Source organism: Pelomonas sp. V22 (assembly GCF_030014915.1).
In the GTDB taxonomy this organism is placed as follows: domain Bacteria; phylum Pseudomonadota; class Gammaproteobacteria; order Burkholderiales; family Burkholderiaceae_C; genus JAUASW01.
In genome coordinates this window covers 97,559-120,215 of sequence record NZ_JAGIXS010000006.1, presented here as the reverse complement: position 1 = coordinate 120,215, position 22,657 = coordinate 97,559, and the positions used below count along the sequence as shown (strand labels likewise).

Here is a 22,657-nt window from a genome sequence, read left to right as displayed (position 1 = left end):
GCAATGGCTTTTCAGGCCGGGTGCACCCGCACCTGCGGCCAGCGCTCGGCGTAGCGCTTTTGCGCCAGGCGCTGGCGGTAGGTCTCGCTGCTGACGCGCTGCGGGTTGCGCCGCACCACGCAGCCGAACAGATCATCCAGCCCATGCGGCGCGATCACCTGGATCTCGTCGCGCTCATCCAGCCACAGGCCCACGGCCGTGGCGTACTCGGGCCAGCAGGCCACCGATTCTTCAAGCGACTGCAGCGGCGCCACGGCATGGCCGAAGTGCGCCTCGAACCACAGATGGACCCGCGCCTGGTTGCAGACCTCCCAGGGCAGTTCGGGGCAGACCGCTTGCAGGCGCTGCTGCAAAGCCTGCTCCGACCCGGCCTGCATCGAATGGGCATCGAAATACACCAGGTCCACGTCGGCCAGCTCCGGCCGCCCGCTGCGGCCATGCAGCGAATCCCACACCAGGTTGCGCACCGCCCCCGCGCCTATGCACCAGGACGAGAGACCCAGGCTGCGGGCGGCGCGCAGGCCTTCCATCAGCCAGGGCGATTGCAGGGCCAGCGCGCGCAGGCGCTCTTCATGGACGGACATCGGGCCAGGTGCTGGTGGGGCGGCAGGTTTCAAAATTTCAGCGGCAGATCAGCGGTGTTGATCGAGGAGCACAGGATTGCCGTCGGGGTCGACGACCACCAGGCTTGCGGGGCCGCTCGTGCCCTCGTCCGCCTCGCTCGCCAGGTGCAGGCCTGCCGCCTTCAGCTGGCGCTGGATCTCGCGCACATCGGTGAACGGGTCCACCGCCTGCGCGTCCTGGTTCCAACCGGGGTTGAAGGTCAGCACGTTCTTCTCGAACATGCCCTGGAACAGGCCGATCACGTGGGGGCCGTTCTTGAGTATCAGCCAGCGCTGCGTTGCATTGCCGCCAAAGGCCTTGAAGCCGAGCTTCTCGTAGAAAGCCTGCGACGCGGTGATGTCCTTGACCGCCAGGCTGATGGAAAAGGCGCCGAGTTCCATGGGCTGCTCCTGTCTGCTTGTGTTGGGCAAGGCGCGAGCATGCCAGGCCCGCAAGGCGCTGAACAGGCAAGTCCCGGTGCAGCGGCGCTGCCTTCTTACGGGGACTAGCGCCGCGTGTAGCGCCCGTCGAAGGCCACGGTCCATTCGCCGGAGGGGCCTGTCGACTCCCACAGCTGGCGCACGCTGCCATCGGCCTGCGGCGTCCAGCTGATGCGGTGGCGGGTCACTTTGCCGTCGCCACCGGTGGTCTGGCCTTCCAGCACCATGCGGCCCTCGCGCAGGCCGCCCTCGAGCACCAGCAGCAGGCCGCTGGAGTCGACCCAGGTCTGGTGCCAGAGCTTGCGGGGCGCATCGTAGATGTTGAAGCTCTCGCCGCTGTAGCCGCGCCCCGTGTCATAGCGCTCATGCAGCACGCAGCCGCCGATCTCGCGCTTGATGGAGTTGGTACCGGCCAGCTTGCCGCCGGCCACATGGACATTCCATTCACCCAGCCAGAAGTCGAAGGCGCGGTGTTCCGCGCCCTCGCAGGCAGGGGCTGCAGGCTGGGCGCCTGCCATCGATGTGAGGCTCATGGCCAGGACTCCCAACAAGCTGACGATCGCTTTGCGCATGAAGATCTCCGGCCCCCGGGCATGCGCGAGGGCCGGCCCAGCATGCCAGGACGGCCCGGGCCTGACCAGTCTCAGAAGCTCAGCACGAACAGGCCGCCGCCACCCAGCGGCCGCAGGCAGCGCACCGTGCCGCCCATGCCGTGCACGAGGTTGCGCACCACGGCGAGGCCGATGCCGGAGCCGCCCGGGCGGGCGCTGAAGAAGGGCAGAAAGATGTCGGCTTCCAGGCCCGGCGGCACGCCGGGGCCGTTGTCCTGCACGCTGATCTGCAGGCGGCCGCCGCGCACCTGGCGGGCGCTCAGCTGCAGGCTGGGCGCGGCCAGGCCGGCGGTGGCATCGGCGGCGTTCTTGATCAGGTTCAGCAGCACCTGCTCCAGCTGGCCGGCATCGGCGCGCAGGCTGAGCGTGGCTTCGTCGAGCTCGAAGCGGGCCGTGCCGCCGCGCGCGCGCCAGCTCTCGCCGACCAGGGCCTCCAGCCGGTCCAGCAAGGCGCGCAGCTCTACCACCTCGAAGCGGGGCTCGGGCCAGTCGCTGACCTGGCGGTAGTCGGTGACGAAGCGGGCCAGCGACTCGGCACGCCGGGCCACGGCCTCCAGCGCCAGCGTGAGATCGGGATCGGGCGCATTGGACTCCGCCACCAGCTCCTGCGCGGTGCGCGAGAGCGAGGCGATGGGCGTCAGCGAGTTCATGATCTCGTGCGTCAGCACATGCACCAGCTGGCGCCAGGCGCGCAGCGTCTCGGCCTCCAGCTCGCTTTCCACCGGCATCAGGGCCAGCAGGCGTGTCTGGGCGCCGGCCAGGTTCAGGGCACTGCCGGCCAGCAGCCAGCGCTCGCTGCCCCGCTCGGTGGCCACGCGCAGGAGCTCATGGCCGGCAGCGCCCCGGGAGGCCGCGAGACGGGCCAGCAGCTCGCTGCGGTCCAGCGCGCCGCCGGGGGCGATCAGCCGGTGGGCCCGGGCATTGAGCGGCTTCACCTCGCCACCGGCGGACTGCGTCCACAAGGCCACGGGCACCTGGGCCAGCTGGCTCTCCAGCAGCACCAGGCGCTGGGCCTGGCGCTCGCTGTCCTCGGCAAAAGCGGGGAGCGGGGCCGCCGCAGCCGGCCCCGCCCGCAGGCCGGCGAGGCCACGCCAGGCGAGCAACAATCCGGCCAGCCCCAGCAGCAGGGCCAAGGCCAGCCAGCGCGGCGCATCTGCCCAGCGCGTGGCGCCCACGGCGGCCAGCATCAGCAGCAGGCTGCCCAGCGCGACCTGGGCACGGCGGCGACGGGTCAGGCGCTCAAAGTCCATGCTTTTCCATCCGCCGGTACAGCGCCGCGCGGCTCAGGCCCAGCAGGCGCGCGGCCTGGCTGATATTGCCCTGCGATTCGTGCAACGCCTCGTCCAGCGCCGCCCGCTCACGCTCGTTCATCGAGGCCATGCGGGGCATGACGTCAGCGGCGGCCGGCGGTCCCTGCAAGGAGAAATCGGCGGGCTCGAAGCGCGCGCCGTTCGCCAGGATCACGGCCCGCTCGCAGGCATGGCGCAGCGCACGCACATTGCCGTGCCAGTCGTGGCGCTGCAGCGCTTCCAGGGCCGCATCGGACAGCGGACGCGGCGGCTTGTCGTACTGGGACGCGTATTTTCCAAGGTAGTGATGGGCCAGCAGCGGAATGTCATCGCGCCGCTCGCGCAGCGGCGGCACGCGCAAGACGATGGTGTTGAGCCGGTACAGGAGATCGGGCCGGAAGCGCTGCGCATCGAACAGCTCGCGCTCGCTCAGGTTGGTGGCGCTGACCACGCGCACGTCGATGGCCTCGGCCCGGTCCGCGCCGAGCGCCGTGACCTCGCGACGCTCCAGCGCGGTCAGGAGCTTGGCCTGGTGCTGCAGCGGCAGGTTGCCGATCTCGTCCAGAAAAATCGTGCCGCCCTGCGCCGCCTGGAAGCGGCCGGGCCGGTCCGCGCGCGCATCGGTGAAGCTGCCGCGCCGATGGCCGAAAAGCTCGCTCTCCAGCGTCGTCTCGGGCAGGGCGCCGAGGTCCACGGCCAGAAAGGCTTGGCCCGCCCGCCGGGAGCGGGCATGGATCTCCTGCGCCACCAGCTCCTTGCCCGAGCCCATCTCACCCAGCACCAGCACATTGGCCTCGGTGGGCGCGACGCTGGCGATCAGGGCGCGCAGCTCGCGCATGGACGCCGAGTCGCCGAGCAGCAGGCTGTCGCTGCTCGCCGCCGCACGCGGCTGGCGGCTGGCCAGTGCGGCGTTGACTGTGGCCACGAGCTTCTGGTTGTCCCAGGGCTTGGTGATGAAGTCGAAGGCGCCGAGCTTCAAGGCCTGCACCGCCAGGTCGATCTCGGCATAGGCGGTCATCATGACCACGGCCGGCGCATCGTTGCGGCTCAGCACCTGGCGCAAGAGCCGCAGGCCCTCCTCGCCATCGGAGCGGCCGGGCGTGAAGTTCATGTCGAGCAAGAGCACATCGGCCGGGCCGCGCTCCAGCTGCGGCAGCAGCTCGGCCGGGCGGTTCAGCAACTCGACGCTGCCGAAGCGACGCCGCAAAAGCAGGCGCGCGGCAGTGCCCACGTCGGGGTCGTCGTCGAGCACGAGGATGCGGGCGTCTGTCATCGGAGCGCGACCATAGCAGGGCCGGCGCGGCGGCGGCAATCGACTGTCCGGATCCGGACAGTAGCCCCTGTCCGGGAGCGGACAGCATGCCCATCCACCGAGGCCAAGTGCCTGATCCGCCAGGCCTTCAACGCTGGCCCGGTATTTGCACAGAACACCGGCATGAGCCTCCATCTCCCTTCACTCTCCCGCCAGCTGCGCGTGGGCTGGCGCCAGCTGATCAGCGACCCGGGCTATGCCGCCATCGTCGTGATCGGCCTGGCCGTCGCCATTGCCATGACGGTGCTGGCCGGCGCCTTTGCGCGCGACAAGCTCTGGACCGACGCCGCCTTGCCCGATGCCGACCGCCTGATCAGCTTTGAATGGCGGGTGCGCGGCCCCGGCGGCCGGCACAGCGAATGGTTCGATTCGGTGCCGGCCGGCGCGCTGGCCCAGGGCCTGAAGGACAGCCATGCGCCGCTGCAGGCCATGGCCCGTGCGCGCAATGTGCAAGTGGGTCTGCGGGCCGGCCAGCGGGCCGCGCAGATGCAGGTGGTGCTGGCCGATCCGGCCTTGCCCGAGCTGTTCCCCATCCAGGTGCTGGCCGGCGACCTGAAGGCGGCGCTCGCCAGCCCCGAAGGCCTGGCCCTCACGGAGGCGGCGGCCGAGCGTCTGTTCGGCAGCCGCCGCGAGGTGCTGGGGCGCCAGGTGCAGGTCTATGGCCAGGGCCCGGAGGGACCGTTCGAGATCACCCTGACGGTCCAGGCCCTGCTGGCCGAGCCCAGCCGCAACAGCATGCTGGGCCGCTACGAGGTGCTGGCCGGCTTCGGCTCTCCGCCGGCCCGGGCCGCCGAGGCCCAGATGCTCAACTGGTGGTGGGGCGGCTCCTCACTGTTCGCCAAGCTCGCGCCCGGCGCCACGCCCACCGAGCTGGCCGAGCGCGCGCAGGCCCTGCTGGACGCCCAGCCGCTGCCGCCGCAGATGCCGGCCGACTTCCTGGCCGGCGGCGGCAAGGCCGGCTACTTCCGCGCCATCACGTTCAGCGAGTACGGCTGGCGTGGCGCCGGCAGCCCGCTGCGCCGTCTTCAGATGCTGAGCCTCGGGGTGGCAGCGCTGGCGGCGCTGCTGCTGGCGGCCATCAACTTCGTCAACATCTCCAGCGTGCGCACGCTGCGCCGCCAGCGCGAGATCGGCCTGCGCAAATCGTTGGGCGCCAGCGCCCGGCAGTTGACGGCCCAGTTCCTCGGTGAAGCCGCGCTGGTGGCCCTGCTCTCCGGCGCCCTGGGCCTGCTATTCGCCTGGTGGGCCGCGCCGGGCTTCGAGAGCCTGGTCGGCCATCGCTTCGACACCCCGCTGCTGGGCCTGGGCAATATCGCGGGCGTCGCTGTCCTGTGCCTGCTGCTGGGCCTGCTGACCGGTGCGCCGCTCGCCGGCATCGCCCTGCGCGTGCCCTGCGCCGCCTCGCTGGCCGGTCGCCAGCACAGCGAGGGCCCGGCCGGACGCTGGCTGCGCCGCGGCCTGACCCTCCTGCAGTTTGCCGCTGCCGCCGCCCTGGTGGCCCTGGCCTGCACCGTGCTGTGGCAGAACGAGTATGCGGGCCGCCGCGATCTGGGCATCCAGGTCGATGGCCGGCTGGCCTTCGACCTGCCGCAGGGCCGGGGCGACGAGGAGTACCCGGCCCTCTGGCAGCGCCTGCAACGCCTGCCGGGCGTGCAGGCGGTGACCAGCAGCCGCGACATCCCGGGGCGCAACTTCATGTCCAACGTCGCCGAGTTCAAGACCACTCGGGGGCCGGTGTCGCTGCGCGTCGGCAACGAGGTAGGCCCCGGCTTCTTCGAGTTCTACGGCGTTCCCCTGGTGGCCGGCAGGCTCTCCAGCGACCACCTGGCCGAAGACAAGCAAGGCGTGGTGCTGGAGCGCTCGGCCGTGGCCGCGCTCGGTTTCGCCAGCCCGGCGGCCGCCATCGGCCAGACGCTGGATGGCGCGCGCTACTGGGAGGCGCCGCGTCAGGTGGTGGCCGTGATCGAGGACATCCGCCTGGAGAGCACTCGGGAGCCGCACCAGCCCGCGCTGTTCGAGCCCCGCACCGGCCGCCTGGGCACGGTCAGCCTGCGCAGCAGCGACCCGGCCGCCACCCGCGCCGCGCTGGCTCCGCTGCTGCAGCAATGGGCCGGCGACACGGTCGTCGAGACCCTGACCGTCGCCCAGCAGCTGGCGCGCCAGTATGAGGACGACCGGCGCCTGGGCTGGCTGATCGCCACCGCAGGCGGTATCGCCCTGCTGATGGCCAGCGTCGGCATCTATGCCCTGGCCACCTACACCTTGCGCCTGCGCACCCGCGAGATCGTGCTGCGCAAGCTGCATGGCGCCGGCCATGGCGCCATCCTCGCGCTCCTGATGCGCGAGTTTGCCGCCGTGGTGCTGGCCGGCTGCGCGCTGGGGCTGCCGCTGGCCTGGTGGGCCGGGCAGCTCTATCTGCGCGAGTTCGTGGCCCAGGCGCCGCTGGGCCCGTGGCCGCTGGTGATGGCCATCGTCCTGCTGGGTCTGCTGACCGCCCTGTCCACGCTCAGGCAGTTGCGGCGGGCCCTGGCGCTGCGGCCTGTGCTGGCCCTGCAATGACGATGAGCGTCAGCCCCCTGCATCCGCCGCCCCACAGCGGCGCCGCGATGGACCGGCCACTGACCAGCCGGCCGCGCTGGCAGCGCCGCGCCGCGCTCGCGGCAGGCGGCGCCAGCTTGCTCGGCCTGCTGCTGTGGCAGGGCCTGCCGCTGCTGTCGCTGGGCGCGCCGGTGCGCCTGTCCGACGTGGACTTGAGCACGGTGCAGGCCGGCCAGTTCCGCGACGACCTGGTCAGCCGGGCCAGCGTGGCGCCCCTGCAATCGGTGCTGCTGGATTCGGTCGAGGACGGCCGGGTCGAGTCCGTGCTGGTCAATGACGGCGCCACGCTGACGCGCGGCCAGCTGATGTTCCGGCTCTCCAGCCCGCAGCGCGAGCAGGAGCTGCTGGCCCGTTCGGCCGAAGTGGCCCAGCAGCTGGCCAATCTCTCCAGCCTGCGCTCGCAATGGATGGCCGCGCGGGCGGCGCAGCGCCGCGCGCTGACGCAGGCCGAGTTCGAGCTGGCCGCCGGGCGCCGCAACCACGGGCGCACGGCCGAGCTCGCGAACGCCGGCTTCGTGTCGCCGGCAGCACTGCAAGAGTCGGCCGAGCTGCTGGCGCAGCAGCAGCGCCTGCTGGCCCAGCTCCAGGCCGACGGCGCCGCCGAGCTGGCCACGCGCGAGCAATCGCTGCGCGAGATGGAGCGCGCGGTGCAGGGCTTGGAGCGGCGCCTGCAGTCCCAGCGCGCCAGCACCGATGCGTTGAGCGTGCGCGCACCGGCCGACGGCCGCCTGACCGGGTTCAGCCTGCAGGTGGGCGAGACCGTCCACCCCGGCGCCCGCCTGGGGCGCATCGACAGTGCCGCGAACTTCAAGTTGGTCACCCGGGTTGACGAGTTCTACCTGGGCCGCATCGCCGTCGGCCAGCCCTCCAGCGTCGAGCTCGGCGGCCAGGTCCATGCGCTGAGCGTGGCCCGCATCGACCCCCAGGTCAAAGACGGCCGCTTCAGCGTCGAGCTGGGCTTCGACGCCGCGCCGCCGGCCCTGCAGGTGGGCCAGAACCTGGATTGCCGGCTCGCGCTGGGCGCGAGCAGCCCGGCCCTGCTGCTGGGCGACGGCCCCTTCTACGTCGAGAGCGGCGGCGCCTGGGTCTTCGTGCTCGATGCCGCCGGCCGCGAGGCGCAGCGCCGCCCCGTGCGCCTGGGCCGGCGCGCCGCCGGACTGATCGAGGTGCTGGGTGGCCTCGCGCCCGGCGAGCGCGTCATCATTTCAAGCTACCGCCCCTTTGCCACGGCGCAAAGCCTGCGCCTGCAACCCTGAGCTTCAGAAAGAGAACCCCATGTTCAAGATCCGCAATCTCTCCAAGACCTACCAGACCGGCGAGGTGGAGACCACGGCGCTGGACCGCATCCACCTCGACATCGAGGCCGGTGAGTACCTGGCCATCACCGGGCCCTCGGGCTGCGGCAAGTCCACCTTGCTCGGCATCCTCGGCCTGCTCGATGCGGCCAGCAGCGGCGAGTACTGGTTCGAAGGCCAGAACGTGGCCGGCTGGAGCGAGGCCCGGCTCAGCAAGCTGCGCCGGGGCCGCATCGGCTTCGTGTTCCAGAGCTTCAACCTGCTCGACGAACTGAGCGTGGCCGAGAACATTGCCCTCGCGCTGGAGTACGGCGATCTCTCGGCGCGCGAGCAGCGCCAGCGCGTCGACGAGGCCATGGCCCGCCTCGGCCTCAGCCACCGCGCCGGCCACCGGCCCTCGCAGCTCTCCGGCGGCCAGCAGCAGCGCGTGGCCATCGCCCGCGCCATCGTGGCCCGCCCCGCCCTCTTGCTGGCCGACGAGCCCACCGGCAACCTCGACAGCCTGCACGGCGAGGAGGTGATGCGCATCCTGCGCGAGCTCAACGACGAGGGCACGACGCTGGTGATGGTCACGCACTCCGAAGCGCATGCGGCACAAGCCTCGCGCAGCCTGAGGCTGCTGGACGGGCGGGTGCTGGTGGATGCGCTGGCGGCCTGAGCGCCAGGCTCAGGGCTTCCTCGACAGCCGCGCGGCCAGGAAGATCTCCGCCAGCCTGTGCGCCTCGGGTGCCAGCGCCTTCAGGTCCTCCTGACCCTTGTTCATCATCACCGCCACCACCATGCCGTACTCGGGAAAGATGGCGAAGTACGAGGTGCTGCCGACGGCCGTGCCATGGTGGCTGAGCATGCGGGTCTTGACCTGCCCATCCAGCAGCTCCCGGCCCTCGGCCACGCGCATGCCGAGCGCATAGCCCTGCGGGTTGGGCTTGCCGTTCTTCAGCGGCTGCACCGTCAACAGCTGCGCGCGGCTGGCCGGGCTGAGCAGTTCGCCCTCGAACCAGGCACGGCCCAGCAGCAGCATGTCGGACGGCGTGGACAGCATGCCGCCGGAGGGGTAGCGGATGCTGTTGTCCACCGGATCGGCCGGCTTGTAGCGGCCCTCGGCCACCTCGTAGAAGGCGGCACGGTGCGGGTCGACGGCGGCCTTGATGTCGAACCCGCTGTGGCTCATGGCCAGGGGGCCGAACACCGACCGGGTGACGAACTCGGTGTACGGCTGATGGGCCGCCACCTCGATGGCCGCCCCGGCCAGGTTGGCGCCGTAGCTGCTGTAGCGGAAGTCTTCGCCCGGCGTGAACAGCAACGGCCGCTGCGTGAAAACGGCCAGCGCCTCGCGCACGCCCGTGAAGTGGCGCTGGTTGCGGTGCTCCCAGATCGGGAAGCACAGGCAGAAGCCATAGTCCGGCACGCCGGCCCGGTGGCTGATCGCCTGCCGCGTGGTGACGGCCTCGTAGGCGGCCGGCAGCTCGGGCAGGTAGGTGCGCAGCGGTTGGTCGATGTCGATGCGGCCGTGCTCCATCAGGAGGCCAAGGGCGAAGCCATTGACGGCCTTGGAGGTGCTACCCAGCCGAAAACGCGTCTCCAGGTCGACCGGCGTTTGCGCCTCCAGATCCGCCATGCCCACGGCGCCGGCCCAGACGCGCTGACCATTCACCATCACGGCGGCCGACAAGGCCGGCGCATCGAGCTGCCGACGTGACTTCAGGAGCGCGGCATCGGCCGCGGCCGCCGGGTCCTGCCAGGCGGGGTCGGCCCAGCGCACCGCCGGCTCGGCCTGGGCCGGCCAGGTCTGCCAGCCAAAGCTGTAGCCCAGCACCGGCTCGAACATCCGGAGCAGGATCCAGGCTGCGACAGCAACGGCCGTCCACAGCAGGGCGCGCCGGCGCCACGGCTTGAGGCTCGAATTCATGAAGCGTCCTTAAAGAGGCGGCGGCGCGCCATCGCGCCAGAAGAAGACCTCGTCGACCTTGCGGCCAAACAGGTGGGCCAGTCGCATCGCCAGCTCCAGCGACGGCGCATAGCGGCCGCCCTCCAGCGCCACGATGGTCTGGCGGGTGATGCCGACGGCGCGGGCCAGGGCGTCCTGCGTCATCTCGCCATGCTCGAAGCGCAGGCGGCGCAGCTGGTTGTCGACCGGCGTGGCCGGCGGCGGCTTGGCCGCGCTCATTGAAGTTGCTCCAGTGCGGCCTCGCGCCGGTACAGGCGCAGCTGTGCGGCCTCATGGAAGGCGCAGGCCAGGGTCAGGATCAGGATCAGCAGGTGGGCCAGCAGCGGCTGGTTGAACTGGGCCACCACCGTGTGCTCGCCAAAACCCAGCGCCAGTATCAGCAGCACCAGCAAGCCCAGCAGCGCGTACCAGGCCGCGCTCAGGGCCTGGGCGGCAAACAGGCGGTCGCGCTCATCGCGCAGCGGCGCCGGGTCGCGGGCCATCTGCCAGCTCAGCCAGGCGCCGAGTATCAGCGTCCAGTTGTCGACCGCCAGCGCATGGCCGCTCGGGCCATGCATGTCGAGCTGCGGCCCCAGGCGCCAGAGCAGGCCCGCCAGATGGCCGGCGAGCAGGCTGTAACAGAGCAGGCCGTGCCAGCAGCCGCGCTCGATGGACCCAGGCCCATGCTCGCTCCGCTGCCAATGACGGCGCGCCAGCGCGGCGCTGGCCAGCATCAAGGCCAGGCTGATGAAGCCGGGGCGCAGCGGCAAGGCCGACAGCACGCCACTGGCCAGCAGGCCGCCGGTGAGCAGGGACAACAAGGCCAGCAGGAGGATTTGAGGCATATGTCTGGTAAACCGGATTCAATGTCCGGTTTACTATACATATCAAAACCAGGGCCGACAAGCACTTGCCTCCGGTCAGGCTCAGCGTTTCAAGAGACGGGGGTCAGTCTGCGTCGGCCTCGGCCAGCAAGGCCTGGCAACGCTCTTCGTGCTGGGCGATCTCGGCCAGCGTGACCTCGATGTCGTCGAGCTGCTGCTCCAGCTGGCGGCGGTGCTGGGCCAGCACGTCGAGGAAGGCCTTGAGCTGCGGCACGGCGCCGCTCTCGGAGTCGTACATGTCGACCAGCTGCTTCACTTCCTGCAGCGAGAGCCCGAGGCGCTTGCCGCGCAGCGTGAGCTTCAGGCGGGTGCGGTCGCGGTGGGTGTAGACGCGGTTGCGGCCGGCGCGGGCCGGCTCCAACAGGCCCATGTCCTCGTAGAAGCGGATCGCGCGGGGCGTGATGTCGAACTCGGTCGCCAGCTCGGTGATGGTGAACAAGCGGCCCTGGCTTTCAGGAGCCTGCGCGGGCGAGGACGAGCGGGTCGCTTGGGGCATGGCTACACTGGCCTGACTAACGTTGACGTAAACGTAAGTCTAAGGCAGTCCCGACCATGGCCAATCCGCGCGAACACGAACTCGACTATCCGCTGGGCGATGCCCTGCCGGCCCCCGGCCAGGTGCTGGACGTGCAGCCCGGCGTGCGCTGGGTTCGCATGGGTCTGCCCTTTGCCCTGGACCACATCAACCTCTGGCTCTTGCGCGACGAGATCGACGGCCCCGATGGCGAAGTTCAGGGCTGGACCCTCGTCGACTGCGGCATCAGCAGCGATGCCACGCGCGAAGCCTGGGAGCAGGTGTTCGCCAACCACCTCGACGGCCTGCCGGTGCTGCGCGTCATCGTCACGCACTTCCATCCCGATCACATGGGCCTCTCGGCCTGGTTGACCGAGAAATGGCAATGCCGTTTGTGGATCAGCGCGACCGACTACAACCTTGCACGCGTGGCAAGCAGTTCGACCGTAGGCATGGGCGGCGAGACGGCCGCCGCCTTCTTCGGCAGCCATGGCCTGACGGACCCCGACTCGCTGGCCAAGATACGCGGCCGCGCCAGCTACTACCCCAGCATGGTGCCCAGCGTGCCGGCCAGCTACCGGCGGCTGATGGATGGCCTGGAGATCGACATCGGCGGCCACACCTGGCGCTGCATGGTGGGCTACGGCCACGCACCGGAGCACATCAGCCTGTTCTGCCAAACGCTGGGCGTCCTGATCTCGGGCGACATGCTGCTGCCGCGCATCTCCACCAATGTCTCGGTGGTGGATGTGGAGCCCGAGGCCGACCCTTTGACCTTGTATCTCGATTCGCTGGCGCGCCTCTTGCCGCTGCCGCAGGACACCCTCGTCCTGCCCTCGCACGGCAAGCCCTTCCGCGGCCTGCATGCGCGGGTGGATCAGCTGCAAGAGCATCACCGCGAGCGGCTCGATGAAGTGATGGCCGCCTGCAGCGCCAAGCCCTGCCATGCGGCCGAGCTGCTGGAGCTCTTGTTCAAGCGCAAGCTGGACCTGCACCAGACCACGTTTGCGATGGGCGAGTCGGTGGCGCACCTGAATGCGCTGTGGCGGGCCCAGAAACTGAAACGCCATCTGGATGCAGATGGCGTTTATCGGTTCAGTCGGTAGTTCAGCCTGGTTCAGCCCCTGGGGCTTTGGAGGGAGATTCGCCGCCGGCATCCCTGAATAGCCGGCGGCGTTCCCATTCTTGGCGGGGCTTGCCGAGGCAGCCCCCGTGTGATGACAGCTAACAGGGCGCGAGTCTGAAGCCCATGACGTTCGTCGCCAACCCCCCTTAAGTGGGACGGGGGCTCCGGGCTTCACTCATCGCCGAAGGCGGCGAGGCTTTCTTCACGCAGCAAGCCCTTGGCCTCTTCGTAGTCGGGCAGCACAGAACGCACCACGGCCCAGAAGCGCGGGCTGTGGTTCATCTCGCGCAGATGGGCCAACTCATGGGCCACCACGTAGTCGATGGTGGATGGCGCGTAATGAATCAGCCGCCAGTTCAGGCGCACCGAACCGTCGGCGCTGGCGCTGCCCCAGCGGGTCTGGGCCGAGGAGAGGCGCAGCGACTTCATCGTGACACCCAGCGCCTGTGCGAAATGTTCGCAACGCGGCTTGAAGAAGGCCTTGGCCTCGCGCTGCAGCCAGCCATGGACGGCATCGCGGATCTGGGCGCTCTCGCTGGCCAGCGGCAGGCCTATCGCCAGGCGCTGCAGCCCCCCCTCCTCCGCCGCTTCCTGCAGTTGCACGCCGCTGAGCTGAGGCTGCAGCGAGAGCCGCAGCTTGCGTCCCAGGTAGGGCAGTTCGCCGCCGTCGCGCCACTCGATGCGCGCGGCCTCGACACGGCGCTGGCGCTCGCGCTGCTCCACGAGCTTGCGCAGTATCCAGTCCTGCTTTTGTTGCAGGGCGATCTCGATGTCGGGAATGGTGACCCAGCGCGGCGCACTGACGCGCAGGCCCTCGGCATTGACGACGAAGCCGATGCTGCGGCGCCGCGCGCGGCGCAGCTCATAGGCCACACGGTGCTCGCCAAGCAGCAGCTCGCGAGCGCGTGGCGCGGAGGGACCGGGCTCGCCGCGCGGCGAGGGCCGCTGCGGCTGCTGCGACTGAGGGGGCTCGGACTCGAACAACGGCAGCTGCGTCTGCAACAGGCCGGCGAGTTTCTTCAGCATGGCCGCGTCCACTCAGGCAGGGATGGCCGTGTCGCGCTGGGGCGCGGGACTGTGGGCGTAGGCCTCGGGATCCAGGCGCTGCATCTCGCCCTCGATCCAGGCCTCGACCTCGCGCATCAGCTCGGCCGGCTCACGGCCGCTGGAGGCAATGGGCTGGCCGATGGAGATGTCGACCACGCCGGGACGCAAGAGAAAGCTCTTGCGCGGCCAGCAGCGCGCCGAGGTCGCGGCGATGGGCACGACCGGCACGCCGGTCTCGATCGCGAGGCGCGTGCCGCCGGTCTTGTACTCGCCCTTCTTGCCGCGCGCGATGCGCGTGCCCTCCGGGAACATGATCACCCAGATGCCGCGTTTCGCCAGCTCGCGGCCCCGCGCGGCCACCTTGCTCCAGGCCTGGGCGCGCTTGCTGCGGTCAATGTGGATCATGTCCATGCGTGCCATCGCCCAGCCGAAAAACGGGATGTAGAGCAGCTCGCGCTTGAACACATAGGCCAGCGGGTGCGGCATCAGCGTCGGGAAGGCAAAGGTCTCCCAGGTGCTCTGGTGCTTGGCCAGCAGCACCACGGCCGACTGGCTCTGCTCGGCGCTCGGCAGGTGCTCCATGCCCTGGATGCGCCAGCGCACGCCGCAGATGAAGCGAGCGCCCCAAATGGCCAGGCGCAGCCAGAACACGCAGGTCCAGTACACCGGATTGCCGCGCACGAACACCGAAACCAGGAGCACGGCCAGGGCCACCGGCACCACCGTGACGGCCAGCCAGACGATGAACAGCGCCGAGCGCAGCGCATGCAAGAGGATCATGAACTCAGGTCTCCGGGGCGCGAATCGGCGTCGCGCAGATCGCCCCTCGCGCGTCTTTCGTCTTGGATCAACCAGTCGGCAAAGGCCGCCAGGCTGTCGTGCATCTGGCTGCCCGGCACCTGGGCCAGCAACGCGTCTATCGTGGCGGCGTCGGTGCCGGCCAGACGGTCGCCGCGCACCAGGTGGGGCACGCAGCCGGCGGCGTGGGCCGTCTGCAGGTCGCGCAGCGAAGCGCCCACCATGTGGACCTGGGGCAGATCGACGCCGAAGCGCGCACCGATCTGCTGGACGAGGCCCGGCAGCGGCTTGCGGCAGTTGCAGCCTTCATCCGGCGTGTGCGGGCAGAAGAACACGGCGTCAAGGCGCCCGCCCTTCTCGGCCAGCAATTGGTTGAGCCGCAGATGCACGGCGTTCAGCGAAGCCATGTCCAGCAGGCCGCGGCCGATGCCGGGCTGGTTGGTCGCCATCACCGTGTGCCAGCCCGCATGGTTGAGCCGCGCCACCGCCTCCAGCGCGCCGGGCAGGGGGCAGAGCTCCTCGGCCGACTTCACATGGTCGTCGCGGTAATGGTTGATGGTCCCGTCGCGGCCCAGGATGACCAGCTTGGTGCCGTGGCCGTGATCGGAACGCATGCCCATCGTGTGTCGTCCTTGCTTCAGCTCGCCAGCCGCGACAGGTCGGCCACGCGGTTCATCGCCTCATGCAGGGTCTTCAACAGGCCCTGGCGGTTGGCGCGCAGCGCGGCGTCGTCGGCATTGACCATCACGCCATCAAAGAAGGCATCGACCGGCGCCTTCAGGGCCGCCAACTCGCGCAAGGAAGCCGCATATTCGCCGTTGTGGAAGAAACCGTCGGCCAGCGGCTGCACGTTCTTCAGCGCAGCGGCCAGTGCCTGCTCGGGCGGCTCCTTCAAGAGCGCTTCATCGATGCGGGCCTCGACCGGCGTCTCGATCTTCTTCAGGATGTTGGCGATGCGCTTGTTGGCGGCGGCCAGCGACTCGGCCTCGGGCAGGGCCGCGAAGGCGCGCACGGCTTCAAGGCGTTTGACGACCTCTTGCAGCGAGGGCTGCTGCGACAGGACGGCGTCAACGCTTCGGCCATCGAACAGGACGGCCAACTGGTTCTGGTAGCGGTCGTAGATGAAGGCCCTCACCTCGGCCACCGTTTCGGCCGCCAGCGTGCCGGCGGCAAACGTAGCCGCCGCAAACTGCAGAGCCTCTTCGAGCTGGAAGGCCAGCGACTTGCCCGCCATGGCAGCCGCGGCAGCGATCAGCTCAATCGAGCGGATCACGCCAAGCGCATGGCGGCGCAGCGCGAAAGGATCCTTCTCGCCGGTCGGCTTGAGTCCGATGCCCCAGATGCCCACCAGCGTCTCGATCCGATCGGCCAGCAGCAGGGCTTCGCCGACGAGATTGCTTGCATGGGCCTCTTCATCCCGCCGAACGACGTACTGAGCCGCAATGGCCTTCGCAACCGCTTCGTTCTCACCGTCATGGCGCGCGTAGTAGCCACCCATGACACCTTGCAGCTCGGGAAACTCACCGACCATGTCCGTCAGCAGGTCGGCCTTGGCGAGCAGGGCAGCGCGGTCAGCCAATTGCACGTCGGCACCAATTTGGGCGGCGACAAACCCCGCGATGGCGCGCACGCGCTCGACGCGCTCGCCCTGCGTACCCAGCTTGCCGTGGTACACGACCTTGGCAAGACCTGGCACCCGCTCGGCCAGGGTCTTCTTGCGGTCCTGATCGAAGAAGAACTTGGCGTCCGACAGGCGCGGGCGCACGACACGCTCATTGCCGCCGATCACGGCGCTGGCATCGGCCGGGCTGATGTTGGAGACGACCAGGAACTTGTGCGTCAGCTTGCCCTCGGCATCCAGCAGCGGGAAGTACTTCTGGTTGGCCTTCATCGTGAGGATCAGGCATTCCTGCGGCACAGCGAGGAACTCCGGCTCGAACTGGCAGGCCAGCACATTGGGGCGCTCGACCAGGGCCGTCACCTCGTCCAGCAGGGCCTCGTCGTCGATGGGCTTCAGGTCACCGGCCGCAGCCTTCAGCTGACGCTGGATCTCGGCGCGGCGCTCGGCGAACGAGGCGATCACGGCGCCCTGCTCGCGCAGCTGCGAGGCGTAGCTGTCTGCGCTTTCAACGCTAACTTCCGGAGTCTGAGCCTCAAAGCGATGACCTTGAGTGACGCGACCCGAAGTCAAGCCCAGGGCCTGCACCGGCACGATCTCGGCGCCATGCAGTGCCACCAGGCCATGGGCCGGGCGCACGAACTTCACGTCGCTCCAGCCATCGGCGAGCTGGTAGGTCATGACCTTGGGGATGGGCAGCTTGGCCAGGCTCTCGTCCAAGGCCTTTTGCAGACCCTCGGCCAAGGTGGCGCCGGCCACGACCTGGTCCAGGAACAGGGCATCGGCCTTGCCATCCGGCGCGCGCTTCAACTGCGGCACAACGCTTGCATCGGCGCCCAGCGCGGCCAGCTTCTTCAACAGGGCCGGTGTGGCATTGCCGGAGGCATCAAGCGCCACCGCGACGGGCATCAGCTTTTGTTGCATGGCGCGGTCGGCGGCCTTGGCAGCGACCTGGGTCAGGTGCAGGCCCAGGCGGCGCGGCGAGGCAAAGGAGGTGGCGACTGCATCGGCAGACACCAGGCCTTGCGCCTTGAGGCTTTCGGCCAGCACGCCGGCAAAGGATTCACCGAGCTTCTTCAGCGCCTTGGGCGGCAGCTCTTCAACAAACAGTTCGATCAGCAGATTCTTGGTGGACATGCTCAGGCTGCCTTCTTCTTCTCGATCTGGGCCACGACCTCATCAGCCCAGGCCTTGGGTGCCATCGGGAAGCCGAGGCGCGCACGGCTTTCCAGATAGGCCTGCGCCACCGCGCGGGCCAGGTTGCGGATACGGCCGATGTAGGCTGCGCGTTCGGTCACGCTGATCGCGCCGCGCGCATCCAGCAGGTTGAAGCTGTGGCCGGCCTTCAGCAGCTGCTCATAGGCCGGCAGGGCCAGCGACTGCTCCATCAAATACTTGGATTGCTTCTCGTGCGCCGCAAAGGCCTGCAAGAGGAAGTCCACATCGCTGTGCTCGAAGTTGTAGGTCGACTGCTCGACCTCGTTCTGGTGGAACACGTCGCCGTACTTGATATCGGGAGCGCCGTCCTTGCCCTCGACATAGACCAGGTCATAGACGCTGTCCTTGCCCTGCAGGTACATGGCCAGGCGCTCGAGGCCGTAGGTGATCTCGCCGGTGATGGGCTTGCAGTCGATGCCGCCGACCTGCTGGAAGTAGGTGAACTGCGTCACTTCCATGCCGTTCAGCCAGACTTCCCAGCCGAGGCCCCAGCAGCCGAGCGTGGGGTTCTCCCAGTCGTCTTCCACGAAGCGAACGTCGTTCTTCTTCAGGTCGAAGCCGAGGGCCTCCAGAGAGCCGAGGTAGAGCTCGAGGATGTTGGCCGGCGCGGGCTTCAGCACGACCTGGTATTGGTAGTAGTGCTGCAGGCGGTTGGGGTTCTCGCCATAGCGGCCGTCCTTGGGGCGGCGGCTCGGCTGCACATAGGCGGCCTTCCAGGGCTCGGGGCCGAGGGCACGCAGGAAGGTGGCGGTGTGGCTGGTGCCGGCACCGACTTCCATGTCGTAGGGCTGCAGCAGGGCGCAGCCTTGGCGGGACCAGTAGTCCTGCAGGGTCAGGATGATTTGCTGGAAGCTCAGCATGTGGGGGTCGCAGTCTGTGACAACAAGATTGACCCCGATTCTAAGGTGGGGTCTTCAGCGCGCCCGGCGGCGTCGCCAGGCCAGTACCAGCGGTAGCAAGGCGAGCAGCCACAAGGGCCACAAGCCCACGGCAGCCAGCCAGCGCGCGTAGGGTGTGGCACCGCGCCGGCCCTCGACCTCGACCTCGAGCAGGTCGCGCATCTCGGCCGGCAGCCGCGCGATCACGCGGCCGTAGTGGTTGATCACGGCCGTGGCGCCGGTGTTGGTCGAGCGAATGAAGGGCCGCTGGAACTCCAGCGCGCGCATCTGCGAGAACTGCAGGTGCTGGTCCTGCACCATGGCCGGGCCGAACCAGGCCAGGTTGCTGACGTTGAGCAGCAGGGTCGCGCTGTCGGGGCCGGACTGCACACTTTCAACGAAGTCCTCGCCGAACAGATCCTCGTAGCAGATCAGCGGCCGCACGCGCTGGCCCGCGATCTCGAGCGCACGCTGATGCTGGCCACGCCCTTGGTCGTCCATGGGAATGCCAAGGGCGTGAACGAACCAGGCGAAGCCGGTCGGAATGGTCTCGCCAAAGGGCAGCAGATGGCGCTTGCCATAGTCGTAGGGCTGGGCCGTGCCCAGTGCCAGCAGCGAGTTCACAAAGCCCACGCGCTCGTTGCCGAGGAAGGTACCAAGCAGCAGCGGATGCTTGTCGGCCGCGCGCTTGAGCCGCTCGACCTGCTGCGGATAGCGCTCCAGCAGCCAGTCCATCGGCAGCGGCACGACCGATTCCGGCGTCACCACCAGTTGGCCGCGCGCCGACTCGATCTGGGTCACCAGCTTTTCCAGGTTGGACTCCATCAGCTCGGCATCGAACTTCTGGTCCTGCGGCACATTGGGCTGCAAGAGCGAGACCCGCAGCTTGCCGGTCGCCTCGGTGAACTGCAGCGGCAGGAACAGGCGCCCGCCCACGATCAGCAGCAAGACCAGCATCAGCACCCGGCCACTGCCACGCAGCGCGGCCGCCACACCAGCCGCAAACAGGCCGACCAAGGCGCACAGGCCGTAGACACCGATCCAGGGTGCCCAGTGCGAGAGCGGGCCCAGCGCATGGGCATAGCCGCTGGCGATCCAGGGGAAGCCGGTGAGGAACTGCGCGCGCGCCAGCTCGGCCACCAGCCAGCAACTGGCCCAGATCAGCGCCTGCATGGCCGGCCGGCGGTCGCGCAGCCAGGCGGCCAGGGCCAGGGCTGCGGCGTAATAGAGCGAGAGGAACAAGGCCAGCAGCAGCACCGCCGCGCAGGCGAGCAGGCCCGGCAGATGGCCGAAGTCGTGCAGGCTGATGTAGAGCCACCACAGGCCCGAGCCCAGCCAGCCGAGGCCGAACAGCAGGCCCTGACGCGCGGCGCGGCCGGGCGTCTCGTCCCAGCTGGCGTGGGCCAGCATGGCCAGCGCCAGCAATTGCAGCGGCCAGGCCAGGCCCGGTGCAAACGAGGCCGTGTGCAGCACGCCGGCCAGCATCACGATGGGCCAGGAGCCGAGAACCTCCAGGCCCAGCAGCAGCTTGCGATTGACGGCCGGCAGCATCGCGGAGGTCAGCCGGCCTCGGCGCGCGTGACCTTGAACCAGCGCACGGCGCCGCCCCGGGTCAGCATGACGGCAAACAGCAGGCCCGCCAGCTCCACCACCTCGCCACGGCGCGGCACGCGGCCATGCTGGTGGGCGACGAGGCCGCCTATGGTGTCGAACTCGTCCTCGGGCAGGTGCACCGAAAAGGACTCGTTGACGGCCGCGATGGCCGTGTCGCCGGCCACGCGCTGGCTGCCGTCGGCCAGCGTGTAGAGGCCGGACTGGCCGTTCTTGTCGTCGAACTCGTCCTCGATCTCGCCGACGATTTCTTCCAGCACGTCCTCGATGGTGATCAGGCCGGCGGTGTTGCCGAACTCGTCGATCACGATGGCCAGGTGGTTGCGGTTGGAACGGAAGTCGCGCAGCAGCTCGTTCAGGCCCTTGCTCTCTGGCACGAAGATGGTGGGGCGCAGCAGCGCCCGCAGGTTCAGCTCGGGCGCGCGCTGGATCTTCAGCAGATCCTTGGCCAGCAGGATGCCGATGATGTTCTCGCGCTGGCCCTCGAAGACCGGGAAGCGCGAGTGCCCGGTGTCGATCACCAGGGCCAGCAGCTCCTCATAGGGGGCCTCGATGTCGAGCAGATCCATGCGGGGAGCGGCCACCATCACATCGCCGGCGCTCAGCTCGGCCATGCGCAGCACGCCTTCCAGCATCTGGCGCGACTCGGGCTCGATCAGCTCGCGCTGTTCGGCGTCGGCCAGCGTCTCCATCAATTCGCTCTTGGAATCCGGGCCGGGGTGGAGGAAGTCCACGATGCGGTCAATGAGACCGCGCGGCTCGGCAGATTTCTTTTCGCCCCCTCGATGCTGAGAGGGCCGACTAGGCTGGGGTTCGGACACGAGAACGTCGGTGCCGTTGTAGAGAGGCGGCAAGAATAACCGATTGACATTGCAGTACCCTTGAACCAAAGTCGTCCGCCCCCACTTCCCCGGCCTCCCTTTCCCGCAGCTCTCGCTTCCACCATGTCCCAAGCCCTCATTCCCGTCACCATCCTCACCGGCTTCCTCGGCTCGGGCAAGACCACCCTGCTGAAGCGCGTGCTCAGCGAAACTCACGGCCAGAAGATCGCCGTGATCGAGAACGAGTTCGGCGAGGAGAACATCGACAACGACATCCTCGTCAACGACGTCGAGGAGCAGATCATCCAGATGAACAACGGCTGCGTCTGCTGCACGATCCGCGAGGACCTGCGCACCACGCTGTCCGAGCTGGCCGCCAAGAAGCGCAAGGGCGAGCTCGATTTCGAGCGCGTGGTCATCGAGACCACCGGCCTCGCCGACCCCGGCCCGGTGGCCCAGACCTTCTTCATCGACGACGAGATCGCCGAGAGCTACCTGCTCGATTCCATCCTGACCCTGGTGGACGCCAAGCATGCCGAGGAGCAGCTAGACACCCGCCAGGAAGCGCGCCGCCAGGTGGGCTTTGCCGACCAGATCTTTTTCAGCAAGACCGACCTCGTGGAGCCGGCGGCCGTCGAGGCCCTGGCCCACCGCATCAAGCACATGAACCCGCGCGCGCCGCAGCAGGCCGTGCATTTCGGCGAGGTGCCCATCGCCAAGGTCTTTGACCAGCGCGGCTTCAACCTGAACGCCAAGCTCGACATCGACCCCGACTTCCTCAACGCCGATGCGCATGACCATGCTCACGACCACGGCCACGATCATGACCACCATGATCACGACCACGAGCATGGCGAGCACTGCGACCATCCGCACCACCATGCGCACGACGACGACGTGAAGTCCTTCGTGTTCAAGGCGGAGCGGCCCTTCAACCCGGCCAAGCTGGAGGACTTCCTCGGCGCCATCGTCCAGGTCTACGGCCCCAAGATGCTGCGCTACAAGGGCGTGCTGCACATGAAGGGCAGCGACAAGAAGGTGATCTTCCAGGGCGTGCACCAGCTGATGGGCTCGGACCTCGGCCCCAAGTGGCTGCCGAACGAGAAGAAGATCAGCAAGATGGTCTTCATCGGCATCGACCTGCCCAAGGACATCCTCCTGCAGGGTCTGGAGGGCTGCCTGGTCTGAGCCTGGGCAGCCGGGCCGACCGAGGGTTGGCCCGGGCCAGGCAAGCCCCAGGATCCCGTGTCAGCAGCAAGGCAGACAAGCATGGCTACAATCCGCCGCGCCCGAACTTGGCTCAAGCGTTTTCAAACCTTGACACAAATGCGTTTCGGCCCGGCCTGAGCAGGTATAAAGTCCCAAGCGAGGAGACGATAGTGAGCAAGACCACGGCCCCCAAGTCCACCCCGGCGCCCGCAGCGAGCGCCGAGGCCCGGCCGGCCGCAAAAACCGCCAAAGCCAAGGCCGCCGCTGCGGCCCCAGTCGCCGAAGTGGCGCCTGCGGTCACCAGTTCCAGCCGATTCGCAGATCGTTTTGCTCCCCCCAAGCCGCCAACGCGCCAAATGAGTAGTCCCGTGATTGAAAGTCCCCGTACCCCCGCCAAGGCCGACCCCAAGCTGGTCAACGCCTGGAAGTCCAAGGCCGGCAAGGACCTGACTGATGCCGAAGTGCTGGCCATGCCCGAGTCGGAGTACATGAATGACAAGCAGATCGAGTTCTTCCGCGCCAAGCTGACCGAACTCAAGGACGGCGTGCTGTCCAATGCCGGCGAAACCACCGAGCATCTGCGCGAAGACACCTCGATCGTGCCGGACCCCGCCGACCGCGCCACCATCGAAGAAGAACATGCCCTGGAGCTGCGCACCCGCGACCGCGAGCGCAAGCTGCTGAAAAAGATCATGCAGTCGCTGGCCCGCCTGGACACCGGCGAGTACGGTTACTGCGACGAAACCGGCGAGCCCATCGGCCTTGGACGGCTGATCGCCCGCCCCACCGCCACCCTGTCGCTGGAAGCTCAACAACGTCGTGAGCTCAAGCAGAAGATGTTCGGCGATTGATCCCTTC

At 68.8% G+C, this 22,657-nt stretch carries 22 protein-coding genes; 6 read left to right on the top strand and 16 right to left on the bottom strand.

The genetic code is table 11. The features are described from left to right. Positions 1-11: 11 nt before the first annotated feature. The 5 genes from J7U46_RS18200 to J7U46_RS18180 all read right to left on the bottom strand — a co-directional run bounded on the left by J7U46_RS18200 (position 12) and on the right by J7U46_RS18180 (position 4,216). A complete protein-coding gene (locus tag J7U46_RS18200; RefSeq protein ID WP_282828390.1) occupies positions 12-584 on the bottom strand; it encodes a nucleotidyltransferase family protein in 573 nt (190 codons plus the stop codon). A 48-nt stretch (positions 585-632) separates the two neighbouring features. Beyond that, complete coding sequence (locus J7U46_RS18195; RefSeq protein ID WP_282828388.1) at positions 633-1,004, bottom strand: VOC family protein; 372 nt, start codon at positions 1,002-1,004, stop codon at positions 633-635. Positions 1,005-1,108: 104 nt separating this feature from the next. Continuing rightward, positions 1,109-1,615, bottom strand: a complete 507-nt coding sequence (locus J7U46_RS18190; RefSeq protein ID WP_282828386.1) for a hypothetical protein — start codon at positions 1,613-1,615, stop codon at positions 1,109-1,111. Positions 1,616-1,686: 71 nt separating this feature from the next. Then, the gene (locus J7U46_RS18185) at positions 1,687-2,904 is read right to left on the bottom strand and encodes an ATP-binding protein (protein WP_282828384.1); all 1,218 of its coding nucleotides are present in this window, start codon (positions 2,902-2,904) and stop codon (positions 1,687-1,689) included. Then, entirely contained in the window at positions 2,894-4,216 is a 1,323-nt protein-coding gene (locus J7U46_RS18180; RefSeq protein WP_282828381.1) for a sigma-54 dependent transcriptional regulator, read from the bottom strand. Before J7U46_RS18180 ends, J7U46_RS18185 begins: the two co-directional genes overlap by 11 nt. 162 nt (positions 4,217-4,378) lie before the next feature. On the opposite strand from J7U46_RS18180, the gene J7U46_RS18175 reads away from it, so the two are divergent. The 3 genes from J7U46_RS18175 to J7U46_RS18165 are packed head-to-tail and all read left to right on the top strand — an operon-like array spanning position 4,379 to position 8,806. Then, positions 4,379-6,814 carry an FtsX-like permease family protein gene (locus J7U46_RS18175; RefSeq protein WP_282828379.1) on the top strand — a complete coding sequence of 812 codons (2,436 nt, stop codon included), beginning with the start codon at positions 4,379-4,381 and terminating at the stop codon, positions 6,812-6,814. 2 nt (positions 6,815-6,816) lie between these two features. Beyond that, positions 6,817-8,109: an efflux RND transporter periplasmic adaptor subunit gene (locus J7U46_RS18170; RefSeq protein ID WP_282828377.1), complete on the top strand. Its 1,293-nt coding sequence runs from the start codon at positions 6,817-6,819 to the stop codon at positions 8,107-8,109. Positions 8,110-8,128: 19 nt separating this feature from the next. After that, positions 8,129-8,806, top strand: coding sequence for an ABC transporter ATP-binding protein (locus J7U46_RS18165; protein WP_282828375.1), 678 nt, complete (start codon positions 8,129-8,131; stop codon positions 8,804-8,806). Between the two features lie 9 nt (positions 8,807-8,815). Here J7U46_RS18165 and J7U46_RS18160 read toward each other — a convergent pair whose 3' ends face one another. From J7U46_RS18160 to J7U46_RS18145, 4 genes are all read right to left on the bottom strand, one after another. After that, a complete protein-coding gene (locus tag J7U46_RS18160; RefSeq protein ID WP_282828372.1) occupies positions 8,816-10,057 on the bottom strand; it encodes a serine hydrolase domain-containing protein in 1,242 nt (413 codons plus the stop codon). Between the two features lie 9 nt (positions 10,058-10,066). Then, positions 10,067-10,315: a helix-turn-helix transcriptional regulator gene (locus J7U46_RS18155; RefSeq protein ID WP_282828370.1), complete on the bottom strand. Its 249-nt coding sequence runs from the start codon at positions 10,313-10,315 to the stop codon at positions 10,067-10,069. Continuing rightward, positions 10,312-10,920, bottom strand: coding sequence for a hypothetical protein (locus J7U46_RS18150; RefSeq protein WP_282828368.1), 609 nt, complete (start codon positions 10,918-10,920; stop codon positions 10,312-10,314). Before J7U46_RS18150 ends, J7U46_RS18155 begins: the two co-directional genes overlap by 4 nt. A gap of 103 nt (positions 10,921-11,023) precedes the next feature. Beyond that, entirely contained in the window at positions 11,024-11,455 is a 432-nt protein-coding gene (locus J7U46_RS18145; protein WP_282828365.1) for a MerR family DNA-binding transcriptional regulator, read from the bottom strand. Between the two features lie 56 nt (positions 11,456-11,511). On the opposite strand from J7U46_RS18145, the gene J7U46_RS18140 reads away from it, so the two are divergent. Beyond that, positions 11,512-12,579, top strand: coding sequence for an MBL fold metallo-hydrolase (locus J7U46_RS18140; RefSeq protein ID WP_282828363.1), 1,068 nt, complete (start codon positions 11,512-11,514; stop codon positions 12,577-12,579). 191 nt (positions 12,580-12,770) lie between these two features. Here J7U46_RS18140 and J7U46_RS18135 read toward each other — a convergent pair whose 3' ends face one another. From J7U46_RS18135 to J7U46_RS18105, 7 genes are read right to left on the bottom strand one after another with little or no spacing between them, the layout of a single operon-like run. Next, positions 12,771-13,625, bottom strand: a complete 855-nt coding sequence (locus tag J7U46_RS18135) for a SprT family zinc-dependent metalloprotease (RefSeq protein WP_282828361.1) — start codon at positions 13,623-13,625, stop codon at positions 12,771-12,773. A 12-nt stretch (positions 13,626-13,637) separates the two neighbouring features. After that, entirely contained in the window at positions 13,638-14,417 is a 780-nt protein-coding gene (locus tag J7U46_RS18130) for a lysophospholipid acyltransferase family protein (protein ID WP_282828783.1), read from the bottom strand. 5 nt (positions 14,418-14,422) lie between these two features. After that, a complete protein-coding gene (gmhB, locus tag J7U46_RS18125) occupies positions 14,423-15,064 on the bottom strand; it encodes a D-glycero-beta-D-manno-heptose 1,7-bisphosphate 7-phosphatase (RefSeq protein ID WP_282828359.1) in 642 nt (213 codons plus the stop codon). Between the two features lie 17 nt (positions 15,065-15,081). Then, positions 15,082-17,199 carry a glycine--tRNA ligase subunit beta gene (gene glyS / locus J7U46_RS18120; protein WP_282828357.1) on the bottom strand — a complete coding sequence of 706 codons (2,118 nt, stop codon included), beginning with the start codon at positions 17,197-17,199 and terminating at the stop codon, positions 15,082-15,084. 2 nt (positions 17,200-17,201) lie between these two features. Beyond that, on the bottom strand, positions 17,202-18,140 hold the full coding sequence (gene glyQ / locus J7U46_RS18115) for a glycine--tRNA ligase subunit alpha (protein WP_282828354.1): 939 nt from the start codon (positions 18,138-18,140) through the stop codon (positions 17,202-17,204). Between the two features lie 54 nt (positions 18,141-18,194). After that, complete coding sequence (lnt, locus tag J7U46_RS18110; protein WP_282828352.1) at positions 18,195-19,709, bottom strand: apolipoprotein N-acyltransferase; 1,515 nt, start codon at positions 19,707-19,709, stop codon at positions 18,195-18,197. Between the two features lie 8 nt (positions 19,710-19,717). Then, positions 19,718-20,590 (bottom strand): transporter associated domain-containing protein, encoded by an 873-nt coding sequence (locus tag J7U46_RS18105; protein ID WP_282828350.1) that lies wholly within the window; start codon positions 20,588-20,590, stop codon positions 19,718-19,720. Positions 20,591-20,713: 123 nt separating this feature from the next. Here J7U46_RS18105 and J7U46_RS18100 point away from each other — a divergent pair, with 123 nt between their 5' ends. Both J7U46_RS18100 and dksA read left to right on the top strand, forming a co-directional pair. Beyond that, a complete protein-coding gene (locus J7U46_RS18100) occupies positions 20,714-21,778 on the top strand; it encodes a GTP-binding protein (RefSeq protein ID WP_282828348.1) in 1,065 nt (354 codons plus the stop codon). 188 nt (positions 21,779-21,966) lie between these two features. Then, positions 21,967-22,650 (top strand): RNA polymerase-binding protein DksA, encoded by a 684-nt coding sequence (gene dksA / locus J7U46_RS18095; protein WP_282828781.1) that lies wholly within the window; start codon positions 21,967-21,969, stop codon positions 22,648-22,650. Positions 22,651-22,657: the final 7 nt, after the last annotated feature.

Coding starts and splice junctions, on each gene's coding strand:
- J7U46_RS18200 (WP_282828390.1), bottom strand. CDS start 584: ATGTCCGTCCATGAAGAGCGCCTGCGCGCGCTGGCCCTGCAATCGCCC.
- J7U46_RS18195 (WP_282828388.1), bottom strand. CDS start 1,004: ATGGAACTCGGCGCCTTTTCCATCAGCCTGGCGGTCAAGGACATCACC.
- J7U46_RS18190 (WP_282828386.1), bottom strand. CDS start 1,615: ATGCGCAAAGCGATCGTCAGCTTGTTGGGAGTCCTGGCCATGAGCCTC.
- J7U46_RS18185 (WP_282828384.1), bottom strand. CDS start 2,904: ATGGACTTTGAGCGCCTGACCCGTCGCCGCCGTGCCCAGGTCGCGCTG.
- J7U46_RS18180 (WP_282828381.1), bottom strand. CDS start 4,216: ATGACAGACGCCCGCATCCTCGTGCTCGACGACGACCCCGACGTGGGC.
- J7U46_RS18175 (WP_282828379.1), top strand. CDS start 4,379: ATGAGCCTCCATCTCCCTTCACTCTCCCGCCAGCTGCGCGTGGGCTGG.
- J7U46_RS18170 (WP_282828377.1), top strand. CDS start 6,817: ATGAGCGTCAGCCCCCTGCATCCGCCGCCCCACAGCGGCGCCGCGATG.
- J7U46_RS18165 (WP_282828375.1), top strand. CDS start 8,129: ATGTTCAAGATCCGCAATCTCTCCAAGACCTACCAGACCGGCGAGGTG.
- J7U46_RS18160 (WP_282828372.1), bottom strand. CDS start 10,057: ATGAATTCGAGCCTCAAGCCGTGGCGCCGGCGCGCCCTGCTGTGGACG.
- J7U46_RS18155 (WP_282828370.1), bottom strand. CDS start 10,315: ATGAGCGCGGCCAAGCCGCCGCCGGCCACGCCGGTCGACAACCAGCTG.
- J7U46_RS18150 (WP_282828368.1), bottom strand. CDS start 10,920: ATGCCTCAAATCCTCCTGCTGGCCTTGTTGTCCCTGCTCACCGGCGGC.
- J7U46_RS18145 (WP_282828365.1), bottom strand. CDS start 11,455: ATGCCCCAAGCGACCCGCTCGTCCTCGCCCGCGCAGGCTCCTGAAAGC.
- J7U46_RS18140 (WP_282828363.1), top strand. CDS start 11,512: ATGGCCAATCCGCGCGAACACGAACTCGACTATCCGCTGGGCGATGCC.
- J7U46_RS18135 (WP_282828361.1), bottom strand. CDS start 13,625: ATGCTGAAGAAACTCGCCGGCCTGTTGCAGACGCAGCTGCCGTTGTTC.
- gmhB (WP_282828359.1), bottom strand. CDS start 15,064: ATGGGCATGCGTTCCGATCACGGCCACGGCACCAAGCTGGTCATCCTG.
- glyS (WP_282828357.1), bottom strand. CDS start 17,199: ATGTCCACCAAGAATCTGCTGATCGAACTGTTTGTTGAAGAGCTGCCG.
- glyQ (WP_282828354.1), bottom strand. CDS start 18,140: ATGCTGAGCTTCCAGCAAATCATCCTGACCCTGCAGGACTACTGGTCC.
- lnt (WP_282828352.1), bottom strand. CDS start 19,709: ATGCTGCCGGCCGTCAATCGCAAGCTGCTGCTGGGCCTGGAGGTTCTC.
- J7U46_RS18100 (WP_282828348.1), top strand. CDS start 20,714: ATGTCCCAAGCCCTCATTCCCGTCACCATCCTCACCGGCTTCCTCGGC.